Here is a 21,365-nt window from a genome sequence, read left to right on the forward strand (position 1 = left end):
GTGGCAAGAGCGAAACGCCGGCCGAAGCACCGGCAGCGGGTGAGTCCGCTGTCGAAGCGCCGGCGGTCGAACCGACAGCGGCGATGGGCGAACAGATATTCCGCCGCTGCGTCGCGTGCCACACGATCGACAAGGGCGGCGCGAACGGGATCGGCCCTAATCTGCACGGCGTCGTCGGACGCGCGGTCGCATCGCATCCCGGCTTCTCCTATTCGGGCGCGATGAAAGCCAAGGGCGGCATCTGGGATGAAGCGGCGCTCGGCGCCTATCTCGAAGCGCCGATGAAGAATGTTCCGGGCACGCGCATGGCGTTCGCCGGGGTTATCGACGCCGCCGATCGCAAGGCGCTGATCCTCTATCTGGAAGCCCAGTCGAAATAATCTCGTCGCCCCCGCGCAAGCGGGGGCCGTTGTCGACCTGACTCAACGTCTCTCGCGGCCCCCGCCTGCGCGGGGGCAACGAGATTTTCAATGATGATCGAGTTTCGCGTAGAAATCCTGGATGATCTTCCACGCCTCGTCGGCGGTCTCGACGAATTTGAACAGGTCGAGGTCGCGCGCGCTGACGACGCCTTCCTCGACCAGCGCGTCAAAATTGACCACGCGCTGCCAGAATTCCTTGCCGAACAGCACGATCGGGATCGGCTTGATCTTGCCCGTCTGGATCAGCGTGAGCAGCTCGAACATCTCGTCGAAAGTGCCGAAGCCGCCGGGAAAGACCGCAACCGCGCGCGCGCGGAGAAGGAAGTGCATCTTGCGCAGCGCGAAATAGTGGAACTGGAAGCTTAGTGACGGCGTGACGAAGCGGTTGGGCGCCTGCTCGTGCGGGAGCACGATGTTGAGCCCGATCGATTCGCGGCCTTCGTCTTCGGCGCCGCGGTTTGCCGCTTCCATGATCGACGGCCCGCCGCCCGAACAGACGACGAAGTGGCGACAGCCATTGTCGTCGCACGGATATTGGCTCGCGAGCCGCGCCAGCGCGCGCGCCTCGTCATAATATTTCGCCTTGGCCTTGAGGTGGCGGGCAATGTTGCGCTGCGCATCGTCGGTCGCCGCGGTTTCGAGCGCATCCGCCTGCGAGGGTTCAGGAATGCGCGCCGAGCCATAGATGACCAGCGTCGATTCGATTCCTGCCTCGTCCAGCAGCAATTCGGGCTTGAGCAGCTCGAGCTGGAAACGAACGGGACGCAAATCCTCGCGCAGCAGGAAATCATTGTCCTGAAACGCCAGTTTGTAGGCGGGGTGCGCCGTTTGCGGGGTGGTTGTCGCCTGCTTGGCGAACTGCGCGTCGTCCTTGGCTTTATGGAAACGCGAACGATGGGGTTGTTTGTCTTCTGCCATTAGCGAGCGGCTACTCCCTTAGCGCGACTTTGCCAAGACGGAGGCGTGTTCAGCGGCAGTAGCCGTTGCCGCTCATGTCGAAATGGAAATGATTATAGTGCGCCGCGTTGTAATCGGGGCCAAGCACGGTGCCGAAACGGCGACAGCCCGATTTGTGCAGCGCGCGGAGAAAATCCTGCGACGGTTTGTCGCCCTTCCACCCGCCATCGAGCATGATGCGGCGGCCGTCAGCGAGCACAAAGCCCGACACGTCGATCGCATTCGAAAAAGCGTGCTGCGACATCCGGCCCGATCGGCCGCCATAGATGTTGCGGCAGCTATAGGTACCGAAAGTCTCGATCTTCACGACTTCCTGCCCGAAATATTGCCGCGCTGCGGGCTTCACCGCATATTGCGCCCATGCCGCGAAATTCTTTGCGAGCGGACAGGTCATCGCGCCGAGGCCCGATACCGGGGTACCGATATCGAGCAGCTTCACCGAATCGATCGATGTACAGCCGCCGCCATGATCCTGGTTCGGCAGGGGCGTGAAGCGGACGCCCGCCTGTTTAAGGTCGAACGCGCACTGCTGCGCTTCGGCGCTGGTGAAGGACGGTGTGCCGACGACCTGCGGCCGGCTCGGCTTGCTTGCGGTCGGACGCTTGCCGCCGCCGTTCTTCATTACCTCGGGAGAGCCGAAACAGGCAGATAGCGCCAGCGCCGCGCTGGCGGCGATCAGGATCCGGGGCTTTAGGAAAGTCGGGATCGGCATATCGTCAAAATACCGACGAAATGGTTAACAAGCTGTATACCTTTCCCTCCACTCGTCGAAAATTTCGCGCGGTCCGTGCAATTTGTTTGACAGCCCGCGCGACCGCCCTAAACGCGGCGCCGGGCCACGCGGTCCCAACGCCGCGCGAGCTCTCTGCAAGGAGAGACTATGATGAGTGAAGTGACGACGCCACAGGTGCGCCCGACGCGCCCCTATTTTTCTTCCGGACCCTGCGCCAAACCGCCGGTCTGGTCCCCTGAAAAACTAGCAACCGAATCGCTGGGCCGTTCGCATCGCGCGAAGATCGGCAAGACGCGGCTTGCCCTTTGCATCGACCTGATGCGCGAGATGCTGCAGCTTCCCGACACGCACCGCATCGGCATCGTTCCGGGATCGGACACCGGCGCCTTTGAAATGGCGATGTGGACCATGCTCGGCGCCAAGCCCGTCACGACGCTCGCATGGGAGAGCTTCGGCGAGGGCTGGGTCACCGATGCCGCGAAGCAGCTCAAGCTCGATCCGACCGTCATTCGCGCCGATTACGGCCAGCTTCCCGACCTGACGCAGGTCGACTGGTCGAACGACGTCCTCTTCACCTGGAACGGCACCACTTCGGGCGTCCGCGTCCCGAATGGCGACTGGATCCCCGACGACCGCGAAGGCCTGAGCTTCGCCGATGCGACCAGCGCGGTGTTCGCTTACGACCTGCCGTGGGACAAAATCGACGTCGCAACCTTCAGCTGGCAGAAAGTGCTCGGCGGCGAAGGCGGCCACGGCGTGCTGATCCTTGGGCCGCGCGCCGTCGAACGGCTCGAAAACCATACCCCCGCCTGGCCGCTGCCGAAGGTGTTCCGCCTCGTCAGCAAGGGCGCGCTTGCCGAGGGCGTGTTCAAGGGCGAAACGATCAACACCCCGTCGATGCTTGCAGTCGAGGACGCGATCTTCGCGCTCGAATGGGCGAAGTCGCTTGGCGGTCTCGACGGACTGAAGGCGCGCAGCGATGCGAATGCCGCGGCGCTCGACAAGATCGTCTCGGAACGCGAGTGGCTGAGCCACCTCGCCGCCGATCCCGCCAGCCGTTCGAAGACTTCGGTCTGCCTATCGGTCGCGGGCGCCGACGAAGCCTTCATCAAGAAGTTCGCCGGGCTGCTCGAAGCCGAAGGCGCGGCCTATGACATCGCGGGCTATCGCGACGCGCCTCCGGGCCTTCGCATCTGGTGCGGTGCGACCGTCGACACTGCCGATGTCGAAGCGCTCGGCCCGTGGCTCGACTGGGCCTACGAAACCCTCTCCGCCTAATCATTTTGTCGTCATCCCCGCGAAAGCGGGGACCCAGTTCTGACGTTGGCGATTTGCCGCACTGGGTTCCCGCTTTCGCGGGAATGACGAGGTTAAAGGAAAAACCAATGACCGCTCCCAAAGTTCTGATTTCCGACAAGATGGACCCCAAAGCCGCCGCGATCTTCAAGGAACGCGGAATCGACGTCGACGTCATCACCGGCAAGACCAAGGAAGAGCTGATCGCGATGATCGGCGACTATGACGGCCTTGCAATCCGTTCGGCGACGAAAGTCACCGCCGACGTGCTCGCCGCCGCGACCAATTTGAAGGTCGTCGGCCGCGCCGGCATCGGCGTCGACAATGTCGACATTCCCGAGGCGTCGAAGAAGGGCGTCATCGTGATGAACACGCCGTTCGGCAACAGCATCACGACCGCCGAACATGCGATCGCGATGATGTTCGCCCTCGCGCGCCAGATCCCGGAAGCCAACGCCGGAACCCAGGCGGGCAAATGGCCGAAGAATGACTTCATGGGCGTCGAGCTGACTTCGAAGACGCTCGGTCTGATCGGCTGCGGCAATATCGGCAGCATCGTCGCCGAACGCGCCCTCGGCCTCCGCATGAAAGTCGTCGCCTTCGACCCCTTCCTGACGCCCGAACGCGCGATCGAACTCGGCGTCGAAAAGGCCGATCTCGACACGCTGCTCGCCAAGGCCGATTTCATCACGCTGCACACGCCGCTGACCGACCAGACGCGCAATATCCTGTCGAAGGAAAATATCGCCAAGGCGAAAAAGGGCGTCCGGATCATCAACTGCGCGCGCGGCGGGCTGATCGATGAAGCGGCGCTCAAGGACGCACTCGATAGCGGCCATGTCGCGGGCGCCGCACTCGACGTGTTCCAGACCGAGCCCCCGGCCGCCGACCATCCGCTGTTCGGCGCGCCGAACTTCATCTGCACGCCGCACCTGGGCGCGTCGACCGACGAAGCACAGGTAAATGTCGCGATCCAGGTCGCCGAGCAGCTTTCGGATTATCTGCTGACCGGCGGGATCACCAATGCGCTTAACGTGCCCAGCCTGTCGGCCGAAGAAGCGCCGAAGCTGCGGCCCTATATGAGCCTCGCCGAAAAGCTCGGCAGCCTCGTCGGCCAGCTTGCGCACGACAATCTCACGACCATCTCGGTCGAGGTCGAAGGTGCCGCCGCCGAACTGAACCTCAAGCCGATCACCGCCGCCGTGCTCACCGGCCTGATGCGCCGCTATTCGGACAGCGTGAACATGGTCAACGCCCCGCATCTCGCACGCGAGCGCGGGCTTGATGTCCGGGAAGTTCGTCACGACCGCGACGGCGACTACCACACGCTCGTCCGCGTTACGGTGGCCACGGAACAAGGCGATCGCTCGGTCGCCGGCACCTTGTTCAGCAACGGCGACCCGCGCCTGGTCGAGATGTTCGGCATCAAGGTCGAGGCCGATCTCGACGGCCACATGCTCTACATCGTCAACGAGGACGCGCCGGGCTTCATCGGCCGCATCGGCACCGCGCTGGGCGAGGCCGGGCTCAACATCGGCACCTTCCACCTCGGCCGCCGCGCCGCAGGCGGCGAAGCGGTGCTGCTTTTGAGCCTCGACTCGCCGATGCCCGAACCGCTTCTGTGGCAACTTTGCCAACTTCCGGGCGTGAAGACCGTGAAAGGTCTGAAGTTCTGACCATTCGGCGGGAGCGGTTGAAACGCTCCCGCCACCCGCCTAAGGCCACCTCCATGACCAAGGCCCCTGCCCTGCTGCCCGAAGGGCTGCGCGATCGCCTTCCGCAACAGGCGGAGGCCGCGTCGCGCGTCACCCGCGCGCTCGTCGATGCGATGCGCGCGCATGGCTATGGCCGCGTCTCCCCGCCACTGGCCGAATTCCGCGAAACACTCGGCGGCGAAGATGATCGCACAACGCGCGACCTGCTCCGTTTCACCGACCCGGTGTCACAGCGCACGCTGGCGTTGCGCCCCGACATCACGCGGCAGGTCGGTCGCATCGCGACCTCGTTGCTCGCCAAGGCCCCACGCCCGCTGCGCCTCTGCTACGCCGGGCAGGTCGTCAAACTGCGCGCAAGCCAGCTCCGGCCCGCGCGCGAGATGCTGCAGGTCGGCGCCGAACTGATCGGCAGCGACAGCGTCGCTGCGGCGCGCGAGATCGTCACCGTCGCGATCGACGCGCTCGAAGCCGCTGGGATCGGCCCGGTCACGATCGACTTCACCCTGCCCGATGTCGTCGACCTGCTCGCGGGTGGCCCGCTGCCGGTCGATGCCGATATCCAGCAGCTGCGCGACGAACTCGATGCCAAGGATGCCGGCGCGCTTACGCGGCTTGGCGCCGAAGCCTATCTGCCTTTGCTCCGCGCAACCGGCCCGTTCGATCAGGCGGTTGCCGATCTACGCGCGTTCGATACGTCCGGCGTGCTCACCGCGCGGATCGATGCGCTCGAAGCCATCGCGGCGCCGATCCGCGACCGCGTCACGCTGACGCTCGATCCGACCGAACGCCACGGCTTTGCCTATCAAAGCTGGTTCGGTTTCCAGATTTTCGTGCCGGGACAGGGCGACGCGGTCGGCCGCGGCGGCGGTTATTCGATCCCGGTCGGTGAACAGGAAGAATCGGCAGTCGGCTTCTCGCTTTATCCCGATCCGCTGATCGACGCGGGCCTCGGCGCCGAAAATGATGCCGAGCGCCGCATTTTTCTGCCGCTCGGCCATGACCCCGCGCTCGCGGCCAGCCTGCGCGCCGACGACTGGCAGACGGTCGCGGCGCTGTCCGAAAACGACGATGCAAGGGCACTCGGCTGCGGGTTCATCCTCGGTCCCGACGGACCGGTCGAAGCCTAAAAGTCCGAAACACCGAAACGCGGGATGCCCTGGTTGACCCCGGGCGGGTCGAGCACTGTCACATCGAGTTCGACGGGTTCGCCAATCCACTGCGCCAGCGTCGTATGATCGGCAAGATCGTCGTCGGTCAGCGGATGCACCAGCGCGCGTAGCCCCGTCGCCTCGATCGCCGCGACCACGGCGTCCTGCGACCGGGCAAGGAAATGAACCTCATATTGCGCGATCGGATGCGGCCCTGCCGCACCGTCGGTCATGGCGCCGACGAACAGGATCGCGCGGTCTTCACTGAAGGCATCGCGTAACGCGACCGCGGCGGACCGCTCCGCAGGGTCGTAATAGATATGGGCGTGATAAGGCGCGTCGAGGTTCGTCATGACGTAACCCTATCGCAGCGATAAGCGCGCGAACAGCCGTTTCAGCCAGTCGTCGACCGCTGCCGTCGGCGCATAGGATGGATCGCCCAGCCGCCGGTTGATTTCGGCATGACCCTGCAGACCCTCACCAGGAAAACTGCCATGTTCGACAAGGCTGCCGCCCGCCGTCAGTGCATCGCCGAATGCTTTCGCCTGCCGCACGCCGTCGGGACGCTGAACATAGAGAAGCATGAATTGCGGCGCATTGGGCGCCGCCGCCTGCAAGGTCGGCGACAACGCTTTCTGTCGGACCGGATCAGTCCCGAATGCCTGTTTGTAGGTTGCCTGCATGATCGGTGGCCCGTCCCTCGTCTGCGCTGGCACATCATAGGCGGCGCCATCGATCGGGACGACACCGGCGATATTGGCGAACGACAGTCCGGCGCCTTTCAGATAGCGCTCGTCGGTGCCGACCAAGGCGGCAAGATGTGCGCCAGCGCTATGTCCCATCAGCACGATCCGCCGCCTGTCGATGCCGAGTGTATCCGCTCGATCCACCAGTGCCCTGACCGCCGACGCGACGTCCGCCGCCTGCTGTTCGACCGTTGCGCCCGGGACAAGGCGATAATCGATCGACGCAAAAGCATAGCCCTTTTCGGGATAATGCAGGGCTTTGAAGCGTCCCGTCGCATTGTCCTTGCTGCCGCGTTTCCAGCCGCCGCCATGGACAAAGACAATCAGCGGTGCGTGGGTGTCCGCCGCCTTCGCCCGCCAGACATCAAGGCGTTGGAGCGGATAGCGGCCATAAGCTATTGTCTCGCTCTCCGGCGCCTTCGGTCCCTCGTCGGCGCCCATCCGGCTGGCGAGCCGTTCGCGCAACCGGTCGCGCATCGTCTCGCGCGCATCGGCGAAGGGCGCGGGCACATTGACGCTCGCGACCACAAATGCCGCCAGCGCGGCATATCCAAACCAGCTTTGTTTCGTCATCGCGCGTCTCCACAGGGCCCGGCGCAAGCAATCTTGCCCGCAAATGTCGCAAAATCATCCCGCTTTGGGTTGCCTCTGCGGCCAAATCCGCTAAGGCCGCGCCGGGCCGGCGCTGGTCGTTTTGTGGCCCAGTTCAGCAGGACAGCATCATGGCAAATGTTACCGTCATCGGGTCGCAATGGGGCGACGAGGGCAAGGGCAAGATCGTCGACTGGCTCGCCAGCCGCGCCGACGCCGTGGTCCGCTTCCAGGGCGGTCACAATGCCGGCCATACGCTCGTCGTCGGTGAACAGGTCTACAAGCTGTCTTTGCTCCCCTCGGGAATCGTCACCGGTACGTTGTCGATCATCGGCAACGGCGTCGTGCTCGACCCCTGGGCGCTGCGTGACGAGATCACCAAGCTGCGCGGCCAGGGCGTTGCGATCAACCCCGAGAATTTCGCGATCGCCGACAATTGCGCGCTGATCCTTCCCTTCCACCGCGACCTAGATGCGCTGCGCGAAACGGCTGCGGGCGCGGGCAAGATCGGCACCACCGGCCGCGGTATCGGTCCCGCCTATGAAGATAAGGTCGGCCGCCGCGCGATCCGTGTTTGCGACCTTGCGCATCTCGACAAGCTCGAACCGCAGCTCGATCGTCTAACCGCACATCATGATGCGCTGCGTGCCGGCTTCGGCGAGCCGCCGATCGACCGCGAGCGCCTGATCGCCGACCTCACCGAAATTGCCGACTATGTGCTCGAATATGCGCAGCCCGTCTGGAAGCGCCTGAAAAAGGTCCGCAAGGCCGGCGCACGCATCCTGTTCGAAGGCGCGCAGGGCGTGCTGCTCGACGTCGATCACGGCACCTATCCCTTCGTCACCAGCTCGAACACGGTCAGCGGCACCGCCGCCAGCGGCTCGGGCCTCGGCCCCGGTGCTGTCGGCTTCGTGCTCGGCATCGCCAAGGCTTATACGACGCGCGTCGGCAGCGGCCCCTTCCCGACCGAGCTTGAGGACGAGATCGGCCAGCGGCTCGGGGAGCGCGGGCATGAATTCGGCACCGTCACGGGCCGCAAGCGCCGCTGCGGCTGGTTCGACGCGGTACTCGTGCGCCAGAGCTGCGCTGTGTCAGGCGTCACGGGCATCGCGCTTACCAAGCTCGACGTCCTCGACGGCTTCGACACGATCCGCATCTGCACCGGTTACCGGCTACGTGGAAAGATCCTCGACTATTTCCCGGCGCACGCCGCCGACCAGGCCGAAGTCGAGCCGATCTATGAGGAAATGGACGGCTGGCACGAATCGACCGCGGGCGCGCGGAGCTATGCGGACCTGCCCGCTCAGGCGATCAAATATATCCAGCGCGTGCAGGAACTGATCGAGACCCCGATCGCGCTCGTGTCCACGAGCCCCGAGCGCGAGGACACAATCCTGATCCGCGACCCGTTCAGCGATTGACGCCGGCAGCGGCGACGTCGCGGATCGCCGCGACGAAGCCCACCGGATCATCCTCCTGAATGAAGTGGCCGCCCGTCAGCGTGCGGTGCGACATGCCCTGCGTTCCGGGTACACGTCCGGTGAACAGCGCATCGCCGCCGCGCGTGATCGGATCGCCATCGGAGAAGCAGCAGAGGAACGGCTTGTCGAACGCCTGAAGCGCCGCCCACGTGCGTTTCTGATCGGGGACCGCGACATTGTCGCCGAGCGGAACGAATGAGGGATAGATGCGCGCCGCTACCTTTGATGCCCGCGTGGGGAATGGCGCATCATAGGCCGCGATTTCCGCATCGCTCAATTCGCGCTTGGCCCCCGCCTTGACGATCTTGCCGATCGGGAAGACCGGACTGTAGCGCGAGAAGGCGCGCCAGATCGCGAACGCGCGAGGTGCTGGCTGGCCTTCGGGAAGGCCGCCGTTCGAAAGCGCGACTCCGGCGAAGCGCTCGGGCATTTCGGCCACAAGGCGCAGCCCTATCAGCGAACCCCAGTCCTGGCATGCGAGCACGATATTTCGAAGGTCGAGCGCCTCGATCCATTGCCGCATCCACGCGACCTGCGCGGCATAGCTATAGGCATCGCGGTCCAGTGGCTTGTCCGAACGGCCGAAACCGATCAGGTCGGGCGCAACGACGCGGAAGCCCGACGCGGTCGCGGGGCCGATCATATGGCGCCAAAGATAGGACCAGGTCGGCTCGCCATGCAGCATCAGCACCGGCTGCGCATCGGTCGCGCCCTCATCGACATAATGGACGCGAAGACCGCCCTCGATCTCGAGATATTTCGGTGCATAGGGCCAGTCGGGCAGCCCTTCGAAGCGCGCGTCCGGCGTACGATATATGGTCATGATGTCGATCCCCCCAAAACCCACCTTAGCCCGCGGCGACGCACTGGCAACCACTTGCCGGACGCCCCCAAAGTCTTAGGGTTATACGATGCGTTTGACCGCCCTTTCCGCCTGCCTGTTCCTCGCCGCCTGCGGCGCCGCGAGTTCGCAGCCTGCGCTGCCCGCGGGCACCAAGGCCGACCGGCTGCTCGTCGACAAGAGCGATCGCGTGCTGATCGCCTATGCCGGGAACCGCGAGATCGTCCGTTACAAGAATATCCGCGTCGGTGACGCGCCGACTGGGCACAAGCAATTCGAAGGCGACGAGCGCACGCCCGAGGGGCGCTATACGATCAGCGGTCGCAACCCCGGGAGCGCCTATCATCTGTCGCTGCGCATATCCTACCCCAACCCCGCCGACGGCGCCTATGCAAAGTCGAAGGGGCGCTCGCCCGGCGGCGATATCTTCATCCACGGCCAGCCCAATGCCTGGCCCGGCCCGCCGATCGCGCGCGACTGGACCGATGGCTGTATCGCGCTGTCGAACGCGGAGATAAAGCAGCTATGGGATATCGTCCCCGACGGCATCCCGATCACCATCCGACCCTAGGAACCCACAATGTCCCGCCACATCCTCGTTTTTTATGGCAGCTATCGCCGCGACCGGCAGGGGCTGAAGCTCGTGAACTGGCTGGTCGATGCGATCAATACGCGCGGCGACCGCGCCGAACTGATCGACGCCAAGGCGGTCGACCTGCCGATGCTCGACCGCATGTACAAAGAATATCCGAAGGGCGAGGCACCGGCGGCGATGGAGGAACTCGCGGGCAAGATCCGCGCCGCCGACGGCTTCCTGTTCGTCACCGGCGAATATAATTGGGGCCCTCAGCCGGGCCTCAAGAACCTCACCGACCATTATCTGGAGGAATGGTTCTGGCGACCCGCGGCGATCGCCTGTTATTCCGCCGGCTCCTTTTCCGGGGTGCGCGCTATGATGGGGTGGCGCGACATTTTGGGCGAGATGGGAATGGCGGTGATCTCGTCGATCCTGCCTGTGGCGCGCATCGGCAAGCTTTTCGACGCCGACGGCCAGCCCACCGGCGACGATGCGAAGCAGCTCGAACGGCTGTTCCCGCGCTTCGCCGACGACCTTAATTGGTGGATCGACGCCGCCAAGGTCCAGCGCGCAAAGGTCGACCCGCCCTATTAACCGGACTTGAGTTCGGCATTGAGACGCAGGCTCGCGCGCCAAAAGAAGAAGGCGGGGATGAGACCGAGCCACGCCGCGCCATAAAGGACATAGCGCACACTCTCGACCCCGACCGAGGGCTTGAGCATTTCCGACGCAATGCCGAACAGCAGCGGCCCGAGCCCGAGCCCGATCAGATTCTGCAGGAACAGCATCACCGCACTTGCCATCGCGCGCGCCTGCGGCCGGACGAGGCCGTGGACGCATGCAAAGGTAGGCCCGTAATAAGCGGCATTGAGCACCGTCGGAATGAACAGCAGTGCGATGGCAATGTGCCATTCGTCGACCCAGTATCCGAGGAACAGGATCGGCGCGGCGATCGCCATGCCGACCGCAGGCGTCGTCAGCATATGCCGCCGGTCGACCTTGCCGAAACGGTCGGCAAGATAGCCGCCGAGCCAGGTACCAAAAATGCCCGCGATCCCGAGCGCGACGCCAAGCAACAGCCCCGTCTCGCCCGGACTGAGGCCATGCGAGCGCTGAAACAGGATCAGCGCCCACACACCCTTGCCATAACCAAGAAAGGCGGTGATCGAAGAGGCGATCGCGATGTAGAGAAAGGCGCGCGTGCCGAAGACTTCCTTGAGCGCGCCCGCGACGCTGAATTCCGTTGCCGGCGCGGGCGCGTCGGCCGGCGCCTTGTGACGGACTTCCTTGATCATCATCGGCAGAACCAGCGCCAGCAGGATTCCGGGAACGCCGACGACCATGAAAGCGACGCGCCAGCCCCATTCGTCGGCAATCAGGCCGCCGACGATCAGCCCGAGCAGACTGCCGATCGGAATGCCAAGACCGTAAAAGGCAATCGCTGACGCGCGCTTGGCGGGATCGACGCGGTCGGTGATCAGCGAATGCGCCGCGGGCGTGCAACCCGCCTCGCCCACCCCGACGCCGATCCGCGCGAGAAGCAATTGCACGAAATTTTGGGCCATGCCGCACAGCACGGTCATCCCCGACCATATCGCGAGCGAGACCGAGATCAGTCCGATGCGGTTCGTCGACGGCTTGTCGGCGTAACGCGCGATCGGAATGCCAAGAAAAGTATAAAAGAGCGCGAAGGCCAATCCGGTGAGAAGCCCGATATCGGCGTCCGAAAGCGACAGGTCACGCGCGATCGGTTCGGCGAGAATGTTGACGATCTGACGATCGAGAAAGTTCAGGATATAGACCGCGAGCAGCACCCACAGCATCCGCCGGACTGGTGTCGCCGCACTTCCCGCAGGCGCCGTCGCTGCGGCCGCCATCGCGTCATTCTGGCTCATCATTTTCTCCCGTACCGCCATGGGAGCAGACGCGCGCCCTTCATGTCAACGCCATTGCGCGGCCCTGCCATTCGCTGTTTGCAATTGCCGCTACGGCTGGCGGCGTGCAGCGCATGCAAAAAATTTCGCTGCTTGCCGCCGCCGCTTCCCGAGGTCGAGGGCAAGGACGCGGCGACGCTGCAGGCTGAAATGGAAAGCGGCATGCTGTACGACGGGCGCCGACCTATCGGGCCAGCACCGCGCCCTGATGCTCAAGCCGGCTTTTTGAACCGCATCATGAAGCGGTCGGTCTTACCGCGGATCGCGGGGTCGAACACATTCTTGCTGTGATCGTCGGCCGTGATGCGCAGCGCTCCACTGTCGCCGTCAAAGACGAAACCCGCGCGCTCCATGTCGGCGCGCACTTTCGCGGGGTCGATCCGGTGCAATTTCTCGACCAGCTCGCGCGTGTCGCCCGCCGGGCCGACATGGTCGACGACGATTATCGATCCGCCAGGCCGCACCGCGCTGAACCAGTTGACGAGCATCGCATCGACCTCGACGCGCGGGAATTTGAACTTTTCGCTCTGCCAGTAGAGGTCATGATAGGCGAGGTGGGTAAAAATCATGTCGACGCTCTTTGGCGCCAGCACGATCGTGTTCACCGGGCGCACCATCGGCGCGATGTTGGGATAGGCCTTTGTGATCGTGGCCCAGGTTTCCGGCTCATGGAAACCCGACGGGTTCATCGGGATGACGGTACCCTTGGGCCCGACGAGATCGGCCAGCATTTCGCTGTAATAGCCATTTCCGGCGAGCAGGTCGGCGACGGTCGAGCCGCGCTTGACCTGAGCGAAGGCGAGCACGTCGGCGGGGTGACGACCGTCGTCCAGCTTGCGATTTTCGGCGAGGCGGCTCTTGTCGGCGACCGCCGCGGCCACGGCCTTGTCGGGTGCGGCGGCGACGACGGGCACGGCTACCAGCATTGCAGCCCCGACGAGCGGCGTCAAAAGTCGATAGTTTCGCATGACATCTCTCCCCTGTCTCACCCCAAGGTGGCGGAGAAATGCGGCGCTGGCGAGCAAGCTTCGACCAGCCGCCGCCCTGTGTCTATCAGCGCCGGTCGCGCCGCTTCTTCCAGCCTTCTTCAAGCTCGAGCAATTCCATGGGCACGTGTATCGCGCGCACCGCCAGCCGGACCTCGACAAGGAAGAGGATCAGCGAAACGAGCAACAGCACCATCGCCAACGCAAAGGCCCACGACGCCGCGACACCAAGGTTGATGCCCGTAAAGGCCTGCGTGAACAGCAACGCGACGAGCAGACACACGACGATCCCGCACGCCACGGCGGAGAGAATCGAATTGTTGATGATCCCCATGCGCCGGTCGGCGATGCGCAGTTCGGCAACGATGCGCTCATGCTCAAGGCCCTCGGTCTCTGCCCAGCGCTCTATCAGATTGCGCGAACGGTCGACGACACGCGCCAACCGCCCGGCAATGACGTTGAGCAGGCTGCCGGTCGCCACCAGCAGAAACACCGGCGTGACCGAAAGCTGGATCGTCTGCGCAATCGCGCCGGCGTCGAGATCCATCATCCCCCGGCGGCAACCGACGGCGTGTTCACGCCATGCATCGCGAGGAATTTCCGGACATTGCGCGCCGCCTGCCGGATGCGCTGTTCATTCTCGACCATCGCGATACGAACATAGCCTTCGCCATCCTCGCCATAACCGACGCCCGGCGCGACCGCGACCTTGGCATGGGTGAGCAATTGCTTCGAAAATTCGAGGCTGCCCATTTCCTTGAGCGCCGGCGGCAGCGGCGCCCAAGCGAACATCGACGCCTTCGGGCTGGGAATGTCCCAGCCGGCGCGACCAAAGCTTTCGACCATCACATCGCGGCGCTTCTGGTAAAGATCGCGGTTCTTCTGGACGATATCCTGCGGGCCATTGAGCGCCGCGCAGGCGGCCGCCTGAATCGGGGTGAAGGCACCATAGTCGAGGTAGGATTTGACGCGCGTCATCGCTGCGATCAGCCGCTTGTTGCCGACCGCAAAACCCATGCGCCAGCCCGCCATCGAGTAGGTTTTCGACATCGAGGTGAATTCGATCGCGACGTCCTTCGCCCCCGGCACCTGCAGGATCGAGGGGGTCGGATTGCCATCGTAATAAAGCTCCGAATAGGCAAGGTCGCTGAGAACCCAGACCTTATTCTCCTTCGCCCAGGCGACCAGGCGCTCGTAGAAAGCAAGGTCGACGGCTTCGGCGGTCGGGTTCGACGGATAGTTGACGACAAGGATCGACGGCCGCGGCACGGTGAAGGCCATCGCGCGGTCGAGGGCACGCCAGTAATTCTCGTCGGGCGTCGTCGGGACACTGCGGATCGTCGCACCGGCGATAATGAAACCGAACGTGTGGATCGGATAGCTCGGGTTCGGTGCGAGCACGACGTCGCCGGGGCCGGTGATCGCGGTCGCCAGACTCGCGAGCCCTTCCTTCGACCCCATCGTCACGACGACTTCGGTTTCCGGATCAAGGTCGACGTTGAAGCGGCGGCCGTAATAATTGGCCTGCGCGCGGCGAAGGCCCGGAATGCCTTTTGACTGCGAATATCCGTGCGCGTCGGGCTTCATCGCCACTTCGCACAGCTTTTCGATCACATGCGCCGGCGGCGGCAGGTCGGGATTGCCCATCCCCAGGTCGATAATGTCCTCTCCCGCGGCGCGGGCGGCCGCACGCATCGCATTCACTTCAGCGATGACATAGGGCGGCAGGCGCTTGATGCGGTAGAATTCATCTTCGGACATGGGAAACTAGAACAACTCCTTTGCGTTACTTGTGGGTTGACGCGAGCGGCAGCCTCGCCAGCCGCATCGCGGCTTGTTATAGGCATATTATCCGCACTGACCAGCAGGAACGAGCATGAGCGATACGGGTAAAGACGACACGATCGAGACGCCGAATCCCTTCCTGCCATCCCCCGAAGACATGCAGCATTGGGCGAGCGTGATCGGCCGCGCACAGCAGATGATGCTCGATTATGCGCTGGGCCAGGTCAACGAAGGCAATACAAGCGCCGCCGCGCTGTTCGACCCCGCCAAATGGATCGACAATCCGGCGACGCAGATGTGGACGCAGCAATCGTCTAAGATGTGGGATCAGGGGGTCGCCTTCTGGACCTCTCTCGCCAGCATCGGTCAGCCGATCGCCCCCGACGCGCCGCCCACCGATGCGAAGGACCGCCGCTTCGCCGATCCCGACTGGACCGGCAATCCGGTGTTCGCGATGATCCGCCAGACCTATGGCCTGCTCGCCGAACAGATGCTCGCGACCACGCGCCAGCTCGACGGCCCCGATCCCGCCGCACGCGCGAAAATGGAATTTGCCGCAAAATCGATGGCTGACGCGATGGCACCCACCAACCTTGCCCTCACCAATCCAGAGGTGATCAAGCGCGCGGTGGAGACCCGGGGCGAGAGCCTGCTCAAGGGCCTGAAGCATATGCTCAACGATTTGTCGCGAGGGCAATTGAGCCATGTCGATCCCGACGCGTTCGAGGTCGGGGTCAATATCGCGACAACGCCGGGCAAGGTGATCCACGAAACCGACCTTTACCAGCTGATCCACTATGCGCCGACGACAAAGGACGTCTTTACCGTCCCGCTCATCATCTTCCCGCCGTGGATCAACCGCTTCTATATCCTCGATCTGAACCCCGCGAAGAGCTTCGTCGCCTGGGCGGTCGAACAGGGGCTCAGCGTATTCATGGTATCGTGGAAGTCGGCCGACGCGTCGATGAGCGAGATCGTCTGGGACGACTATATCGCAGGGCAGGTCGACGCGATCGACACGGTCCGCGAGCTTCTGGACGTGCCGCATGTCCACACGATCGGCTATTGCGTCGCGGGCACCACCCTCGCCGCCACGCTCGCGATGTTGGCGGCGCGCGGTGAAGCCGACAAGGTGAAGTCGGTGACCTTCTTTACTGCACAGGTCGATTTCGAACATGCCGGCGACCTCAAGATGTTCGTCGACGACAGCTATCTGGCGCTGCTCCAACAGCTATCGGCACCGGGATTCCTCGACGGGCGCTATATGGCGGCGACCTTCAACAGCTTGCGCGGGCGCGATCTGATCTGGAACTATGTCGTCAGCAATTATCTGCTCGGCAACGACTATCCGCCGTTCGACCTCCTCTACTGGAACGGCGACGTTACCAACCTGCCCGCCAAATGGCACCGCCAATATCTGGTGGACCTTTACCGCGACAATCGCATGGTAATCCCGAACAGCCTGTCGGTGATGGGCACCCCGGTCGACCTCAAGAAGATCGAGACCCCCGCGTTCATTCAGGCGGGACGCGAGGATCATATCGCCCCGCCCGCCAGCGTGTGGCGGTTGATGGATCATCTGTCGGGGCCAAAGACCTTTCTGCTCGCGGGCTCGGGCCATATCGCCGGCGTGGTCAACCCGCCCGCCGCGGGCAAATATCAATATTGGACCGGCGACAGCAACGCCGCAACGCTCGACGAATTTGTTGCAGGCGCCAGCGAGACCAAGGGTAGCTGGTGGCCGCACTGGATTGACTGGATTACGCAGCAGGACGGCGCAAAAACCCCCGCAAAGGGCGCGCGCATCCCCGGAAAGGGCGGCAGAAAAGCGATCGAGGATGCCCCCGGACGCTACGTCAAACAGCGGTAATATCTCGCGAATATAATCCCATCGGGCCGGCGCTCGGACTATTTTTGTGCACTGCACAAAATTTCTCTTGAAATCGCCGATCCGCTCCTATATTGTGCAGTGCAACATAAAGGAGTTGTTCCGATGGCTACCAAGATGGATAGTGCCGAAAAGGCTTTCGAAGCCGCAACGCTGGAAACCCCCGCCAAGCCGGCGGCGACTCCTGCGGCCCCGGTTGTTGCTGCTCCGGCAGCCGAAAAGACTGCGGCGCCCGTAAAGACCAAGACCGTCACGGCGAAGGCCAAGCCGGTCCAAAAGAAAGCCGCAAAGCCGGCAGCAAAAAAGGCCGCCCCCAAGGCGGCTGCCAAGACCATTGCCCCAAAGACCAAGGTTGCGCCGAAGCCGGTTGCTGCCGCCACCAAAGGATTCAAGACCATGAACGACACCGTCAAGAAGTTCGCCGACGAAGCGAAGACCCGCGCCGAAGCCCTGACCGCCGACTTCAACGAGAAGGCGAAGGAAGCGATGAGCAAGACCAGCAAGCTCGCTGAAGAAGCCGTCGAATTCAACAAGGCGAACGTCGAAGCGCTCGTCGAAGCCGGGAAGATCGCTGCCAAGGGCATCGAAACCCTGGGCCAGGAAGGCGTGACCTATGCTCGCAAGAGCTTCGAAGACACGACCGCTGCGCTGAAGGGCTACACCGCCGTCAAGACCCCGGCCGACTTCTTCAAGCTCTATGCCGAAAACAGCAAGAAGGCGTTCGACGCCGCTGTTGCGCAGACCTCGAAGACCAGCGAACTCGTCGTCAAGCTGACGAACGACAGCTTCGCGCCGATCTCGAACCGCGTTTCGGTTATCACTTCGAAGATGAAGGCCGCCTAAGCGACTTCACCTTCATTTCGTTGGCGCGGGCACTCTCCCCCTCCCCTCCCGTCTGCGCCGACACCCCAAGGCCGCTCGCTTCCTCCGGGAAGCGGGCGGTACTTGTTTGGGCGCCCCGATCCGGCTGGCGAACAAGAGGTTAAAATCCGCGACCGCACCTCTTGCGCTTCGCCCGCGGCTTGCGATATTCCTGAGCATGATGTTTTCAGTTTCGACCATGCATCCGGTCCGCGCCATGTCGGACAAGGACGACGGCTCGCCCGGCACCCCCGGCGTCGGGATCGCGACACGCACGCGCGCGAAGGCGAAAAAGCCTTCGATGTACAAAGTGCTGCTGCTCAACGACGATTACACGCCGATGGAATTCGTCGTGATGGTGCTCCAGCGTTTCTTCAACATGGATATCGAACAGGCGACGCAGGTAATGCTGCACGTCCATCAGCAGGGCGTCGGCGTGTGCGGCGTGTTCAGCTATGAGGTCGCCGAAACCAAGGTCAATCAGGTGATGGATGCCGCGCGGCAGAACCAGCACCCCCTGCAATGCACGCTGGAAAAAGCCTGACCTAGGCCGTTCGTGCGGCCTGTTCGGCCTTGAGCGCCGACGAAGGCTCGCCTTTCAGATCGCCGTAACCGAGTTCCGCGCCGCACCCCGGACAGATTTTCGCGGTCCCGACGTCAGCACCGCATGTCCGGTGAACATAGCGGATCGCGGGCCCGTCCTGGATTTCCCCCGCGGCATAGGCCCAGCGCTCGGACCAGTTGCGCATCGCGTACAGGACATCGAACAGCGCCTTGCCCTTGTCGGTCAGCCAATAATCATGGCGCAGCGGCCGTTCGCTGTACACGCGACGCTCGGCGACCCCTTCCGCAACGAGCATCTTGAGCCGCGCCGATACCAGTTGCGGTCCCAGCCCTGTGTTCGCCGCGATCAGTTCGAAGCGCCGACGCCCGAACAGCAACTCGCGCAGAATCAACAGCACCGCGCGATCGCCGAGAAGCTCGGCCGACCGGCCGACGGGACATAGGGTATCCAATAAATCCGCGCGTTTGGGCAAAGGTCACCTTTCCTCTTGTCACTATGATTATCATAGTTACTATGCCGCGCAAGAGGAGAGTCGCTCATGCCTAATCCCGCAGCCGTCATCATCGGAGCAGGCGACGCCACCGGCGGCGCCATCGCCCGCGCCTTTGCCGCCGAAGGACTGACGGCCTGCGTCAATCGTCGGACACGCAATGCCGACCAACTCGAAACGCTCGCGCAGTCGATCCGTGACGCGGGCCATCAGGCGCGCGCCTTCCCCGGCGACGCACGCGAAGAAGATGACATGATCGCACTGTTCGACCAGGTCGAAGCCGAGGTCGGCCCGATCGAAGTCGCGGTGTTCAACATCGGCGCGAATGTGAATTTCCCGATCACCGAAACGACGGTCCGCGTTTACACCAAAGTCTGGGAAATGGCGTGCCTCGGCGGTTTCCTGATGGGGCGCGAAGCGGCGAAACGCATGAGCCCACGCGGCCGCGGCACAATCATCTTCACCGGCGCGACCGCGTCCCTGCGCGGCGGATCGGGCTTTTCCGCTTTCTCGGGCGCGAAGGGCGCACTCCGCATGCTCGCCCAATCGATGGCGCGCGAACTGGGGCCGCAGGGCATCCATGTCGCGCACACGGTCATCGACGGCGCGATCGACACCGAATTCATCAAGGGCCGTCACCCCGATTTTGACAATGCCAAGGTGCAGGACCTCATTCTCAATCCGCAAGCCATCGCCGCCAATTATGTGATGCTCCACAAGCAGCCCAAAAGCGCGTGGACGCATGAACTCGACCTCCGCCCCTGGGGAGAAAAATGGTGACCAAGAGCCTCGAACTCATCTTCGATTTCGGCAGCCCCAACGCCTATCTTTGCATGAAGGCGCTGCCCGAACTGCTCGATCGCACCGGCGCCGATCTGGTCATCACGCCCTGCCTGCTGGGCGGCATCTTCAAGGCCACGGGCAACAAGGCGCCGATGATCCAATATGCCGACGCACCCGCAAAGCTGGCCTATGAAAATCTGGAGATGCGGCGCTTCATCGCCAAGCACGGCCTCGTCAAATTCCGCATCAATCCGCATTTCCCGGTGAACACGCTGACGATCATGCGCGGCGCGATCGTCGCCGACGACGAGGATAATCTCGACGATTATGTCGACGCGGTGAACCGCGCGATGTGGGAGGAGGGGCTGAAAATGGACGATCCCGAGGTCATTGCGACCTTCCTCTCGGCAAACGGTTTCGACGGCCCCGCGCTCCTGGCGCGCACGCAGGAACCCGCGATCAAGGCCAAGCTCGTCGCCAATACCGAGGCCGCGGTCGCGCGCGGCGTGTTCGGCATCCCGACCTTCTTCGTCGGCGGCGAGATGTTCTTCGGCAAAGACCGTCTTGCGCAGGTCGAGGAAGCGCTCGCCTAGGGCCTGACCCTAGCCTTGCTCGGCAGGCTGCGGGCGTCCGGCAACCAATATTCCGGCAACGATCAGGGCCAGCCCGGCGACGTGGAAAAGGTGCAGCTTCTCACCAAGGAAAAGCATCGCAAGCCCCGCCCCCATCAGCGGCATCACATTCATATATTGCCCCGTCGCCGCCGAACCGATCAACTCGACCCCGCGATTGAAGAAAAGATAGGCGAGAAACGAGGGAAAGATCGAGACATAGGCGATGGCGAGCGCGCTGCCGGTCGCCGGCACGATCAGCCGTCCCGACCACAGCTCATGCGCGTAAAAGGGTGCGATCACCGCGATACCGACCGCCATCGATGCGGCGAGAAAACTCAGAGGATGGACAGCAGGCCGGCGGCGGAGCAGCACCGAATAGAGTGCCCAGAGCAGCACCGCACCGCCGATGATCGCGTCGCCGATATTGAGCTGCAACCCCCACAGCATCGCCGCGTCACCGCGCGCGATGATCGCCAGCACGCCGGTAAGCGAAATCAGAACGCCCGCGATCTGACGCGGGGTTGTGCGGTCGCCCATCACCAGCGCGCCGACGACCAGCACGAGCGCCGGCAACGCCGATTGAATCAGCATCGAATTAAGCGCCGTCGTGCTTTGCAGGCCCGTGTAGAGCAGGATGTTGAACGACCCGATCGCCAATGCGCCAAGCAGCGCCACGATCTGCCAATTCGCGCGCAGCACCGGCCAGTCGCGTTTGAGGTGCGGCCAGGCAAGCGGAAGCAGCAAGGCGAGCGCGAAAGTCCAGCGCCAGAAGGACAAGGCGGCGGGCGGCACCAGATCGCGTGCCGCACGCCCGACGATCGAATTTCCGGCCCAGCAAAGCGCGGTCACCGTCAGCAGCGGGTAAGCCCGCGACCATAGCGCGGCGGCCGGACCGCCTTCCTTCATCATTCCGCTGCGCTCCGCTTTACTCGAAATTCGCCACCCGAATAGC

General features: G+C 63.6%; 23 protein-coding genes. 12 read left to right on the forward strand and 11 right to left on the reverse strand.

All coding sequences use genetic code 11. The annotated features are described in order from the left end of the window. Positions 1-380, forward strand: a 380-nt coding sequence (locus tag SC1_RS14710; RefSeq protein WP_062184259.1) for a cytochrome c family protein, incomplete at its 5' end; no start/stop codon positions are given. Between the two features lie 87 nt (positions 381-467). Here the strand turns inward: SC1_RS14710 and SC1_RS14715 are convergent. Continuing rightward, complete coding sequence (locus SC1_RS14715) at positions 468-1,340, reverse strand: LOG family protein (protein ID WP_062184265.1); 873 nt, start codon at positions 1,338-1,340, stop codon at positions 468-470. A 49-nt stretch (positions 1,341-1,389) separates the two neighbouring features. Continuing rightward, positions 1,390-2,091, reverse strand: a complete 702-nt coding sequence (locus SC1_RS14720) for an extensin family protein (RefSeq protein ID WP_062184268.1) — start codon at positions 2,089-2,091, stop codon at positions 1,390-1,392. Between the two features lie 171 nt (positions 2,092-2,262). Between SC1_RS14720 and SC1_RS14725 the strand changes: the two genes are divergently transcribed. From SC1_RS14725 to SC1_RS14735, 3 genes are all read left to right on the forward strand, one after another. Further along, positions 2,263-3,390 carry a phosphoserine transaminase gene (locus SC1_RS14725; RefSeq protein ID WP_062186767.1) on the forward strand — a complete coding sequence of 376 codons (1,128 nt, stop codon included), beginning with the start codon at positions 2,263-2,265 and terminating at the stop codon, positions 3,388-3,390. Positions 3,391-3,497: 107 nt separating this feature from the next. Further along, entirely contained in the window at positions 3,498-5,084 is a 1,587-nt protein-coding gene (gene serA / locus SC1_RS14730) for a phosphoglycerate dehydrogenase (RefSeq protein WP_062184271.1), read from the forward strand. 53 nt (positions 5,085-5,137) lie between these two features. Then, on the forward strand, positions 5,138-6,250 hold the full coding sequence (locus tag SC1_RS14735; protein WP_062184272.1) for an ATP phosphoribosyltransferase regulatory subunit: 1,113 nt from the start codon (positions 5,138-5,140) through the stop codon (positions 6,248-6,250). Here SC1_RS14735 and SC1_RS14740 read toward each other — a convergent pair. Together SC1_RS14740 and SC1_RS14745 are read right to left on the reverse strand one after the other, a co-directional pair. Then, on the reverse strand, positions 6,247-6,624 hold the full coding sequence (locus SC1_RS14740) for a DOPA 4,5-dioxygenase family protein (RefSeq protein WP_062184275.1): 378 nt from the start codon (positions 6,622-6,624) through the stop codon (positions 6,247-6,249). The genes SC1_RS14735 and SC1_RS14740 overlap by 4 nt on opposite strands. Before the next feature lie 9 nt (positions 6,625-6,633). Then, positions 6,634-7,590 carry an alpha/beta hydrolase gene (locus SC1_RS14745; protein ID WP_062184278.1) on the reverse strand — a complete coding sequence of 319 codons (957 nt, stop codon included), beginning with the start codon at positions 7,588-7,590 and terminating at the stop codon, positions 6,634-6,636. A 149-nt stretch (positions 7,591-7,739) separates the two neighbouring features. On the opposite strand from SC1_RS14745, the gene SC1_RS14750 reads away from it, so the two are divergent. Further along, positions 7,740-9,029, forward strand: coding sequence for an adenylosuccinate synthase (locus SC1_RS14750; RefSeq protein WP_062184281.1), 1,290 nt, complete (start codon positions 7,740-7,742; stop codon positions 9,027-9,029). Here SC1_RS14750 and SC1_RS14755 read toward each other — a convergent pair. Further along, positions 9,019-9,912, reverse strand: a complete 894-nt coding sequence (locus SC1_RS14755; protein ID WP_062186769.1) for a haloalkane dehalogenase — start codon at positions 9,910-9,912, stop codon at positions 9,019-9,021. The two genes, SC1_RS14750 and SC1_RS14755, sit on opposite strands and share 11 nt — an antisense overlap. An 88-nt stretch (positions 9,913-10,000) precedes the next feature. Here SC1_RS14755 and SC1_RS14760 point away from each other — a divergent pair, with 88 nt between their 5' ends. Together SC1_RS14760 and SC1_RS14765 are read left to right on the forward strand one after the other, a co-directional pair. Further along, positions 10,001-10,501 (forward strand): murein L,D-transpeptidase family protein, encoded by a 501-nt coding sequence (locus tag SC1_RS14760; protein ID WP_062184285.1) that lies wholly within the window; start codon positions 10,001-10,003, stop codon positions 10,499-10,501. A 9-nt stretch (positions 10,502-10,510) separates the two neighbouring features. Continuing rightward, a complete protein-coding gene (locus SC1_RS14765; RefSeq protein ID WP_062184288.1) occupies positions 10,511-11,101 on the forward strand; it encodes an NADPH-dependent FMN reductase in 591 nt (196 codons plus the stop codon). On the opposite strand, the gene SC1_RS14770 is transcribed toward SC1_RS14765, so the two are convergent. The 4 genes from SC1_RS14770 to SC1_RS14785 form a co-directional block, all read right to left on the reverse strand. Next, positions 11,098-12,402, reverse strand: a complete 1,305-nt coding sequence (locus SC1_RS14770) for an MFS transporter (protein ID WP_083435940.1) — start codon at positions 12,400-12,402, stop codon at positions 11,098-11,100. The genes SC1_RS14765 and SC1_RS14770 overlap by 4 nt on opposite strands. Before the next feature lie 251 nt (positions 12,403-12,653). Beyond that, positions 12,654-13,409, reverse strand: coding sequence for a class I SAM-dependent methyltransferase (locus SC1_RS14775; protein ID WP_062184291.1), 756 nt, complete (start codon positions 13,407-13,409; stop codon positions 12,654-12,656). Positions 13,410-13,494: 85 nt separating this feature from the next. Continuing rightward, entirely contained in the window at positions 13,495-13,974 is a 480-nt protein-coding gene (locus SC1_RS14780; RefSeq protein ID WP_062184293.1) for a DUF2721 domain-containing protein, read from the reverse strand. Continuing rightward, positions 13,974-15,188: an LL-diaminopimelate aminotransferase gene (locus tag SC1_RS14785; RefSeq protein WP_058536696.1), complete on the reverse strand. Its 1,215-nt coding sequence runs from the start codon at positions 15,186-15,188 to the stop codon at positions 13,974-13,976. The genes SC1_RS14780 and SC1_RS14785 overlap by 1 nt, the downstream gene beginning before the upstream one ends. Before the next feature lie 115 nt (positions 15,189-15,303). On the opposite strand from SC1_RS14785, the gene SC1_RS14790 reads away from it, so the two are divergent. The 3 genes from SC1_RS14790 to clpS all read left to right on the forward strand — a co-directional run bounded on the left by SC1_RS14790 (position 15,304) and on the right by clpS (position 18,505). Continuing rightward, positions 15,304-17,082 (forward strand): alpha/beta hydrolase, encoded by a 1,779-nt coding sequence (locus tag SC1_RS14790; protein WP_062184295.1) that lies wholly within the window; start codon positions 15,304-15,306, stop codon positions 17,080-17,082. A 123-nt stretch (positions 17,083-17,205) separates the two neighbouring features. Next, on the forward strand, positions 17,206-17,943 hold the full coding sequence (locus SC1_RS14795) for a phasin family protein (RefSeq protein WP_062184298.1): 738 nt from the start codon (positions 17,206-17,208) through the stop codon (positions 17,941-17,943). Positions 17,944-18,142: 199 nt separating this feature from the next. Continuing rightward, positions 18,143-18,505: an ATP-dependent Clp protease adapter ClpS gene (gene clpS / locus SC1_RS14800; RefSeq protein ID WP_370568768.1), complete on the forward strand. Its 363-nt coding sequence runs from the start codon at positions 18,143-18,145 to the stop codon at positions 18,503-18,505. Between the two features lies 1 nt (position 18,506). On the opposite strand, the gene SC1_RS14805 is transcribed toward clpS, so the two are convergent. Beyond that, positions 18,507-18,977: a helix-turn-helix domain-containing protein gene (locus tag SC1_RS14805; RefSeq protein WP_238586735.1), complete on the reverse strand. Its 471-nt coding sequence runs from the start codon at positions 18,975-18,977 to the stop codon at positions 18,507-18,509. 87 nt (positions 18,978-19,064) lie between these two features. Here SC1_RS14805 and SC1_RS14810 point away from each other — a divergent pair, with 87 nt between their 5' ends. Both SC1_RS14810 and SC1_RS14815 read left to right on the forward strand, forming a co-directional pair. Then, positions 19,065-19,796, forward strand: a complete 732-nt coding sequence (locus tag SC1_RS14810; protein ID WP_062184307.1) for an SDR family oxidoreductase — start codon at positions 19,065-19,067, stop codon at positions 19,794-19,796. Next, positions 19,790-20,392: a 2-hydroxychromene-2-carboxylate isomerase gene (locus SC1_RS14815; protein WP_062184310.1), complete on the forward strand. Its 603-nt coding sequence runs from the start codon at positions 19,790-19,792 to the stop codon at positions 20,390-20,392. Before SC1_RS14810 ends, SC1_RS14815 begins: the two co-directional genes overlap by 7 nt. 9 nt (positions 20,393-20,401) lie before the next feature. On the opposite strand, the gene SC1_RS14820 is transcribed toward SC1_RS14815, so the two are convergent. Then, positions 20,402-21,322 carry a DMT family transporter gene (locus tag SC1_RS14820; RefSeq protein WP_062184313.1) on the reverse strand — a complete coding sequence of 307 codons (921 nt, stop codon included), beginning with the start codon at positions 21,320-21,322 and terminating at the stop codon, positions 20,402-20,404. Positions 21,323-21,365 lie beyond the last annotated feature (43 nt).

The sequence above is a fragment of the Sphingopyxis sp. C-1 genome (assembly GCF_001047015.1).
In the GTDB taxonomy this organism is placed as follows: Bacteria; Pseudomonadota; Alphaproteobacteria; order Sphingomonadales; family Sphingomonadaceae; genus Sphingopyxis.